Annotated in this window: 6 protein-coding genes; 2 read left to right on the plus strand and 4 right to left on the minus strand. The window is 52.3% G+C overall.

Features of this window, described 5'->3' with window-relative positions:
- Positions 1-34: 34 nt before the first annotated feature.
- The 3 genes from asmA to udk all read right to left on the minus strand — a co-directional run bounded on the left by asmA (position 35) and on the right by udk (position 3,234).
- Complete coding sequence (asmA, locus tag HV346_RS14885) at positions 35-1,885, minus strand: outer membrane assembly protein AsmA (protein WP_181620074.1); 1,851 nt, start codon at positions 1,883-1,885, stop codon at positions 35-37.
- A gap of 34 nt (positions 1,886-1,919) precedes the next feature.
- Entirely contained in the window at positions 1,920-2,501 is a 582-nt protein-coding gene (gene dcd, locus HV346_RS14890; RefSeq protein WP_181620075.1) for a dCTP deaminase, read from the minus strand.
- Between the two features lie 91 nt (positions 2,502-2,592).
- Entirely contained in the window at positions 2,593-3,234 is a 642-nt protein-coding gene (gene udk, locus HV346_RS14895; protein ID WP_181623802.1) for a uridine kinase, read from the minus strand.
- A gap of 343 nt (positions 3,235-3,577) precedes the next feature.
- Between udk and HV346_RS14900 the strand changes: the two genes are divergently transcribed.
- Positions 3,578-6,907: a diguanylate cyclase gene (locus HV346_RS14900; protein WP_181620076.1), complete on the plus strand. Its 3,330-nt coding sequence runs from the start codon at positions 3,578-3,580 to the stop codon at positions 6,905-6,907.
- Here the strand turns inward: HV346_RS14900 and alkA are convergent.
- Positions 6,872-7,744 (minus strand): DNA-3-methyladenine glycosylase 2, encoded by an 873-nt coding sequence (alkA, locus tag HV346_RS14905; protein ID WP_181623803.1) that lies wholly within the window; start codon positions 7,742-7,744, stop codon positions 6,872-6,874. The two genes, HV346_RS14900 and alkA, sit on opposite strands and share 36 nt — an antisense overlap.
- Before the next feature lie 132 nt (positions 7,745-7,876).
- Here alkA and yegD point away from each other — a divergent pair, with 132 nt between their 5' ends.
- Positions 7,877-9,229 (plus strand): molecular chaperone, encoded by a 1,353-nt coding sequence (yegD, locus tag HV346_RS14910; RefSeq protein WP_181620077.1) that lies wholly within the window; start codon positions 7,877-7,879, stop codon positions 9,227-9,229.
- Positions 9,230-9,258: the final 29 nt, after the last annotated feature.

The raw sequence follows: 9,258 nt of genomic DNA on the forward strand, positions 1-9,258 counted from the left end.
TTTTAGCCCTCTCCCTTTGGGAGAGGGCTATCCATTACAACTTGTTGAGAAGCTTCTTCACATCCTTCCCACTCTGCGAATCTTTATTGCGATCCGCCCAGTCGTTCAGCCGACGTTTCGCTTCATCCTGCAAATGTTTACGCAGAATCTGATCCACCTGAAGGCTATAATTCAGCGCCTGCCACTTACCATAAACATTCAGCGGAATCGGCGTCTCTTTCAGGAAATCAACCAACTTACTTTCGCCTTCCCAGCCAGCCAGCACGCGCACGTTAAAGCGGGTATCAGCGGTCTCTTTCACCAGGTCAAGCGACCCAACACCGGTCAATGAAAGCAATGAGGACGATCCTTGCATGCCATCCAGTGAAAGCTGTCCGCTATCCAGCGTTAAATCACTGGTAAAGGTGTCCAGACGGGTTGCATTATCGTAATTCTCTTTCGCGGTGACATTGCTGCTACGCTCAACGGCCTGCTGAACCAGTTGCTGGAAGTTAAGCCCTTCCATACGAGTGTCTGTCAGTTCAACGTGTGCCTGCCCTTGCCAGTCACGGCGGAAGGCTTCAGCATCGATCTTCGTTCCTGAGAAATCCCCTGCTAATGTCAGTTGGCCTGTCATCGAAATAGGGTAATTAAACGCGTTCAGGATTGTGCCAATTTCAACATTGTCGAGGCGAGGCTGGAATTCAGCACTGGCGGCAGACGTGCGTACATCCAGTGTGCCTGGCAGCGATACGTGTCCGGCCCCCATTTTTCCGCTTAGCTCGGAGATCACTAACAGGCCATTGTGGTTGAACATCTGGCTACTGACATCGGTAAAATCAATACCGCGCCAGCGCACGCTATTCGCCTTCAGTAAAATATCGGCGGTAAAACCGCGCAAACCATTATATTCAGGCTTTTCAATATTTGATGAAATAACCGGACGCGTCTGTTTCACTGCAACCTGGCCTGACTGAGAAGGTGCACTGTCAGGAGTACTGACCGTTTCAGCGGCCAGCAGATTTTCCAGGTTCAGTTTATCAAACTGCAGGTTGAAGACCCATTTCGGCTTATCGGCAAGAGAGACACTCGCCTGCCCTTTCAGCGCACTGTCGTTGGCCTGCAGATTAAGATTATCCAGTTCCAGCTGTTTTTGCTCTTCACGCCACACGGCCTGCAACGTACCTTCACCAGTAATGCCCTGAACAGGAAGGTCAGCGCCCGTCAGTTGCCAGTTAAGCTGCTGAATATCGGCCGTCAACTGATGCGGATAATCAGAGGCGTTCACATTCGCGTTCAGTGATAACGTCAGGTCTCGCTGATCGCGGTTTACCCGGCCTGAGAAATCAATCGTGGCACGATGATGAGCATCCTGTTCCATCTTCAGATTGATATTGCGTACCGTAACCTGCTCGTCATCCTCATGCTGGAATACCAGCACGCTGTCGGCGACCTTCAGGCTGCCAATATCAAACGACCAGCCGGTATCTGACGGTTCATCAGGCAAGGTATTTTCGCGCGGCGCAACTGGCGAACCTGCTTTACGAACAGCTTCCGTTTGCGGTGTAAGCTGAATCACCGCCCCTTTCAGCATCACCTGTTGCACCTGTAACTGATGTGAAAATAGCGGGATAAGAGCGACATCCAGTCGCATATTATCTGCTGCCACAAGCGGAGCCGACGCCCCTGGTGCAGTTAATGACATACGGCCAGAAAGAATGCTGAGTTGTGGCCAGACATGCCAGCGCAATGCACCGTCAAGCTTCAGTTGATATCCGCTTCGTGCCTCAACCTGGCGCACCATATAAGCGCGGAAATCATTCGGGTTAACCAGCAGAACCAACGCCGAAAGGCCAGCAACCAGCACCACCAGCAAAATCATCAGCGTTGTCAGAACTCTTCTCATGGCATCCTCAGTGAACCGACCCTAAAGGGTAAACTCAGTCTTTATCAATACGGCTGGCGACTGCACCTTGCTGGTCGCGGTATTTTGCATCCTGACGACGATTATAAGGACGTGCCGCCGGGCCAGAAAGAGGCTCGAAGCTCAGCGCGCCAATCATCATCCCTGGACGCAAGGCCAGCGGTAATTTACCAGCGTTGAAAAATTCCAGCACGATTTTACCTGACCAGCCAGGATCGATACGGTGAGCCGTTACATGGACCATTAAGCCTAGACGGGCAAGCGACGAACGGCCATCAAGCCAGCCGACCAGATCCGCAGGCAACGTTACTGATTCAAACGTTACCGCCAGTGCCAACTCGCCGGGATGAAGATAGAAAGCTTCGCCCTCGGCGATGACAATTTCATCACTCATCACGCGATCGAGCGCGGCACTGACCTCATCCTTCGGGCCACTCAGATCGATAAATGGTGCGGTATGACCGCTGAAAGTACGGAATTTATTCCCCAGACGCACATCAACAGTGACGCCGTTGATACGTTCAACGGGTGGACGAGGCGTAATCGACAGACGGCCCTCATCCAGCCAGGCTTCTATATCTTGATCACAAAGACGCATGGCACTTTCTCCTTTCGTGCAGCAATCCCTGAAGCCGGAAGAGCTTCAGGGCAAACCAGGTTATCTCTGAACGGTACACAATTCGCGCGATTTATTCAAAAAACTGACTGATTTTCGCTTTTAAGATATCAATGGCGATGCGGTTTTTACCTCCGCGAGGCACGATAATATCGGCGTATTGTTTGGACGGTTCAATAAATTGCAGGAACATTGGGCGGACGGTTTTTTGATACTGGGCCATCACGGAATCCATCGAACGACCGCGCTCGTTGACATCACGTTTGATGCGACGCATCAGGCAGATATCCAGCGGCGTATCGACGAAAATGGAGAAGTTCATCGATTCACGCAGTCGCGCGTCGGTAAGAAGCAGAATGCCCTCAAGAATAATGACCTTTTTCGGCTCAATACGGACCGTTTCTGTTGTGCGGGTATGTTCTACATAGCTATAGACAGGCAATTCGACCGCTTTGCCGCTTTTGAGCGCTTCTAAATGCTGGAACAACAGGCTGTGGTCCATTGCATTCGGATGGTCATAATTGGTTTTAACACGCTCTTCCATCGAAAGATGCGATTGATCTTTGTAATAGCTATCTTCGGGAATGACACCGATGTGCTCATCACCAACTTGTTCACGCAGTTCGCGATAAAGCGTACTGGCAATAAGACTTTTACCTGAAGCCGATGCGCCGGCAATGCCGATAATGACGCACTGATGAGACTTATCAGTCATAAATTTAGCGACCTGATTAACCTGGATGTTAAGGAAGGACGACGCCGTAGCGTCAAACGCGGCAATTATAGGGATTTCGGGGGCGTGATACCAGTCGAATGCGCAGGTAATGCGAGAGAGCATCAAAAGCGTTTTTTCCTTCCCTTAGGTAAATTTAAATGCCCACTTTTTCAGCGTTTAACATGAATTTTTTGCAGAGTAACTATTTAATAAGTCTATGATGTCAAATTATCAGCAGTCGGCATATGAATTGTAAATTGTTTGTACTAGCATAAACCAAATTCGTAAATTCACTCGTCCGGACCTGGCTCCCGACGGCCTGGCGACCCTGGATAAAGCGGTAATGAATAAACAATACCAGCGGGTTTTGATTACCACCCCACATCCTTTACTGCGACTTGTCTGTCTGGGCCTGGTCACCTTCATCTTTACCTTATTCTCGCTGGAGCTGACCCGCTTTGGAACGCTCCTGGCGCCTTTATGGTTCCCCACCTCTATTATGATGGTGGCGTTTTATCGCCACGCCGGAAAGATGTGGCCCGGTATCGCACTGGCCTGCACCTTAGGTAATATTTCTGCCTCATGGCTGCTTTTTTCCTGGGACGCGATCAGTTTCGTCTATACCCTGATTAATGTTGTCGAGGCCTGTATTGGCGCAGTGATGCTACGAAAACTGCTTCCCTGGTATAATCCGCTCCAGAATCTTAATGACTGGATCCGGCTGGCTCTCGGTAGTGCTCTGATTCCTCCGTTGATCGGGGGGATACTGGTTCATTTTCTGGTTCCCACAGCCGAACCCCTTCGCAATTTTCTGGTCTGGGTGCTTTCGGAATCCATCGGCGCATTGGCACTGGTCCCCTTAGGCCTTCTGTTTAAACCACACTACCTGCTGCGTCATCGAAACCCGCAGTTACTGCTGGAAACCCTCCTGACAATGGCAGTAACACTTGCCCTTTGTTGGGTTGCAATTACCTGGCTACCCTGGCCGTTTACCTGTGTGATCGTCTTGCTTATGTGGAGCGCGGTACGCCTGCCTCGCATGGAAGCCTTTCTGGTGTTTTTAGTCACCGTGATGATGGTTTCCCTGATGATGGCGCAAAACCCCATCCCAATGGCAACCCAAAACTCCGGTGCAATGCTCAATGCCCCCTGGCTACCTTTCCTGATGATGCTATTGCCCGCCAACGTCATGACCATGGTGATGTATGCGTTTAGGGCCGAACGAAAGCATATCACCGAGAGCGAAGAACGTTTTCGTAATGCCATGGAGTATTCCGCCATTGGCATGGCACTGGTGGGGATCGAGGGACAATGGCTGCAGGCAAACAAGGCGCTGTGTAATTTCCTCGGCTACAGCCAGGCGGAACTGCAATCTCTCACCTTCCAGCAACTCACCTGGCCGGAGGATTTAAACTCCGACCTTGAGCAACTGGAGCAGTTAGTTAACGGTGATATCAACACCTACACCCTGGAGAAGCGTTACTACAACCGCAGCGGAGAAGTGGTTTGGGCGCTTCTCGCCGTATCAGTAGTCCGCCACGCTGACGGGACACCGCTCTATTTTATCGCCCAGATTGAAGACATTAATGACCTGAAACAAACCGAATGGGTCAATAAGCGTCTGATGGAGCGTATTACGCTTGCCAACGAAGCCGGTGGTATTGGGATCTGGGAGTGGGACCTTGAGCCCGATATCATCAGTTGGGACAAACGGATGTTCGAGCTGTACGAAATTCCGCCGCACATCAAACCCACATGGCAGCTCTGGCATGAAGCCATGCTGCCGGAAGATCGCGATCATGCCGAAAAGGTGATCCGTGACTCGCTGATGGCGAGGCTACCGTTTAAGCTTGAGTTCCGTATTCGCGTGAAAGAGGGTGTACGCCATATTCGCTCCCTGGCAAACCGGGTTCTGAACAAACAGGGAGAAGTTGAACGTCTCCTTGGCATTAACATGGACATGACCGAGGTTAAACAGCTTAACGAGGCGCTGTTCCAGGAAAAAGAGCGGCTGCACATTACCCTCGACTCCATCGGCGAGGCGGTGCTGTGTACAGACATCGACATGAACGTCACCTTTATGAACCCGGTCGCGGAGAAAATGAGCGGCTGGGTGCAAACGGAAGCCATGGGGCAGCCCATCCTGAAGGTGTTACATATTACCTTTGGTGACAATGGCCCACTGATGGAAAACATTCACAGTGGCGATATGTCTCGCTCTGACATCGAACAGGATGTTGTTCTTAACTGCCGTAGTGGTGGCAGTTATGATATTCATTACAGCATTACGCCTCTCAGTACGCTTGATGGGCAAAACATCGGTTCCGTGCTGGTAATTCAGGATGTCACCGAATCGCGCAAAATGCTGCGCCAGTTAAGCTACAGCGCGTCTCATGATGCCCTCACCCATCTTGCAAACCGCGTGAGTTTTGAAAACCATCTAAAACGCCTGCTGCAAACGGTGCAAGAGACACGCCAGCGCCATGCTCTGGTGTTTATCGATTTGGATCGTTTCAAAGCCGTCAACGACACCGCAGGACACGCCGCAGGTGATGCCCTGCTCCGCGAACTTTCGTCGTTAATGCTAACAATGCTACGTTCAAGCGATGTACTTGCTCGCCTGGGGGGTGACGAATTTGGGCTGCTTTTACCTGACTGTAATGTCGAAAGCGCACGCTATATTGCGGGTCGCCTGATTCATTCCATCAACAATTATCATTTTATGTGGGAAGGCCGTCTGCACCGTATCGGCGCCAGTGCGGGTATCACGCTGATTGACGAGAATAATTACCAGGCAGCCGAAGTCATGTCGCAGGCAGATATCGCCTGCTATGCCTCTAAAAATAATGGACGCGGCATTGTCACCGTTTACGAACCCCAGCAGGAAAGGATCCACAGTACCCGCAGCATGATGTCACTGGATGAGCAGTGGCACATGATCAAAGACAATCACCTGCTGATGATTGCCCGCAGCGTTGCCTCTCCGCGCATTCCTGAAAGCTGTAATTTCTGGCTTATCTCACTGCGTCTGTGGACCAGTCAGGGTGAGGTGCAGGAGGAGCAGGCTTTTCGTTCCGGGCTGGCAGAATCTGAACTGCTGCATGCACTCGACAGACGTATTTTCAGTGAGTTCTTCCGCGCTTACGCCACTCAGGTTGCCAGCAAGGGAATGGGTGTGGCGCTGCCGCTCTCTGAAGCCGGGTTATCGAGTGTCACTCTGGTCGATGAACTGCTCGACATGCTCGAGAAAGGCGCCCTGCCAGGACGTCTGCTGCATTTAGTCATCTCGATTGAGGTCCTGAATAATCCAGACGAAAACGTACATCAGGGCTTGCAGAAACTGCGCCATGCTGGCTGCCGCGTGGTGCTCAGTCAGGTCGGGCGCGATATGAACATCCTCAACCAGTTAAGCGCCCATATGGCCGATTATCTGATGCTGGATGCGGAGGTCGTCACCAACGTCCACGGTAATCTGATGGATGAAATGACGGTCACGATCATCCAGGGACACGCTCAGCGACTGGGCATGAAGACCATTGCCGGGCCGAGTAATCAGCCGATGATGATGGACACATTATCTGGCATTGGCATCGATTTCATCTATGGCGACACCATTGCCGAACCGCAACCACTCGAATTACTGCTTAACACCAGCTATTTCGCCATCAATTAAAGGCGTCCAGCCGTCGGTATACCAGATGTGTAGCAGAGCGTATGAACGCCAAGGCTGCCAGCGTTGGGCATACCGGCGGATTTGGGCTGGCGTCATGCCCGCGAAACGCTGCTTAATCAAATAATCATCCGGCAAAAACACATCTTTTGCCTGCCAGCCGCGCAAGGCAAGGTAATTAGCCGTCCAGCGTCCAATACCCGGGCGCTGCTGCAATGCTTTCATTCCACCTTCAATATCCGCCGGCGGGAAAAGCGGAAAGGTTCCGTCGACAACGGACTGCGCAAGATGAATCAAAGACTCCGCCCGTTTAATCGGCATGCCCAGCCCCTTCAGGGCCAGTGAGTCCGCAGCCGCTAACGTCTCAGGCGTGGGAAAACAGATATACTCCGGAAAATGCATGACCGGTTCACCGTACAGGGACACGACGCATGACGCGAGTTTTGCCGCCATCGCCACACTCACCAGTTGACCCAGAATCGCCCGCGCACCTTGCTCGTAAGCGTCCATCGCCCCCGGCAAACGTAATCCAGGACGCGCCTCTCCCAGTTTACCCAGAGCCACTGATATTTGCTGAGGGTCGCAGTCAAGATCAAATAAGCGCGCAATTCGGGCAAGGGACGTCGACGCTACCGGGATCAGACCCTCGCTGAGGGTCACCACAAGCGTACAGGTATCAACATCCGGTGTGACGCGGAACACGCCCTGATGACCATCACAGGCGAAACTACGTTCGTAGTACGCGTCAGTGACCGTTTCTACGCCCGTAACCGCACGCGCGCCAAGAAAACCCAACATCCATTGCCAGTCATAAGGGGGTTGCCAGTTCAGGGTGTACATCATTGCTCCTTTTGTGTTCGCCCTCAGCATAAACTGAATACGCTTGTTTCGCCTTGCTTTCATATTCCTGTTGTCGCAGACCGTACATTTCGCTAAAGTCTCGCCCCTTCTCACTGGCATGGGGACTTGTAAGTGTTTATTGGATTTGACTACGGTACGGCTAACTGTTCAGTTGCCATCATGCAAAACGGACAGCCGCAACTCCTGAAAATGGAAAAAGAGAGCACGCTGCTGCCATCGATGCTCTGCGCGCCAACCCGTGAGGCGGTCAGCGAATGGCTGTTCCGCCACCATCAGGTTCCCGCTACTGCGGCGGAAACGCAGGCGTTGTTGCGCCGCGCAGTCAGTTTTAACCGCGATGAAGATATCGACGTTACGCCATCCAGCGTACAATTTGGCCTCTCCTCTCTTGGGCATTACATTGACGACCCAGAAGAAGTCTACTTTGTAAAATCACCCAAATCATTTCTGGGCGCTAGCGGCCTGAAGCCACAACAGGTTGCCATGTTTGAAGATCTGGTGTGCGCCATGATGCTGCACATCCGCAATCAGGCACAAACGCAGGTTTCAGAGACCATCACCCAGGCCGTCATTGGACGCCCAATTAACTTTCAGGGTTTAGGCGGCGATGAGGCAAACCAGCAAGCTCAGGGGATCCTTGAGCGTGCTGCTCATCGTGCTGGTTTCCGCGATGTGGTGTTCCAGTATGAGCCAGTTGCGGCAGGGCTGGATTTTGAAGCCACGCTGACGGAAGAGAAACGCGTTCTGGTGGTCGATATCGGTGGTGGTACGACAGACTGCTCGCTGCTGCTGATGGGCCCGCAATGGCACAATCGTCGTGACCGTGAAAATAGCCTGCTGGGGCACAGCGGTTGCCGCGTAGGCGGTAACGATCTGGATATCGCCCTGGCATTCAAAAGCCTGATGCCACTGCTCGGCATGGGCGGCCAAACCGAAAAAGGCATCGCGTTACCTATTTTACCGTGGTGGAATGCTATCGCCATCAACGACGTACCGGCACAAAGTGATTTTTACAGCACTGCCAATGGTCGCTTCCTGAACGATCTCGTCCGCGACGCCCAGGAGAGCGACAAAGTCGCTTTACTGCATAAAGTCTGGCGTCAGCGTCTGAGCTATCGCGTCGTACGTAGCGCAGAAGAGAGTAAGATTGCCCTCTCAGATCGCCCAGAACACGCAGTATCTTTGCCGTTTATTGGTGATGATCTGGCGACCGAGATTTCCCGGCACGGTTTGGAAATCGCGCTGGCGCAACCGCTACAACGCATTCTGGAGCAGGTCCAGTTGGCGCTGGAAAACGGTAAAGAGAAGCCGGATGTAATTTATCTTACCGGGGGTAGCGCCCGTTCTCCGCTGATCAAAAAAGCGCTGTCAGAACAACTGCCGGGCATTCCCATTGCCGGTGGCGATGACTTTGGATCGGTTACGGCCGGGTTGGCTCGCTGGGCACAGGTCATGTTCAGCTAATACTGCTTTTGTGCCGCTGGCATGCTTGC

Source organism: Enterobacter sp. RHBSTW-00994 (genome assembly GCF_013782625.1).
Taxonomy (GTDB): domain Bacteria; phylum Pseudomonadota; class Gammaproteobacteria; order Enterobacterales; family Enterobacteriaceae; genus Enterobacter.